The sequence below is a fragment of the Pseudomonas sp. PME37.24/025 genome, assembly GCF_055556615.1.
Window position 1 is genome coordinate 1 of record NZ_JBVHNK010000179.1, and the last position, 273, is coordinate 273.

1 pseudogene is annotated in these 273 nt (G+C 68.9%); it reads right to left on the reverse strand.

From position 1 onward, the window contains the following. A pseudogene (locus ACZ3HH_RS29985) lies at positions 1-273 on the reverse strand (aldehyde reductase); the annotation flags it as partial.

Below are 273 nucleotides of genomic sequence, written 5' to 3' on the forward strand. Positions count from 1 at the left end.
TTCTCGCTGCTGATGACGGGCGTCCGTCCGAGCTGGCTCACCGACTCTCGGAGCTCGGGGTCGGTCACCGCGAGCTCTCGCACCTCGTCATCGGACAGTTCCCGCTGCGGCACGGCGGCGGCGAGCTCGCCCAGATGACGCTGGAGGATCTGTCCGACCTCGAAGAAGCTCGACATCCCGCTCACGGCCAGGAAACGCTCGCCCGCCGCGTCAGGGTGCAGCATCGCCCGGATGTGCAGGTCGGCCACATCGCGCACGTCGACGACGCCGAAG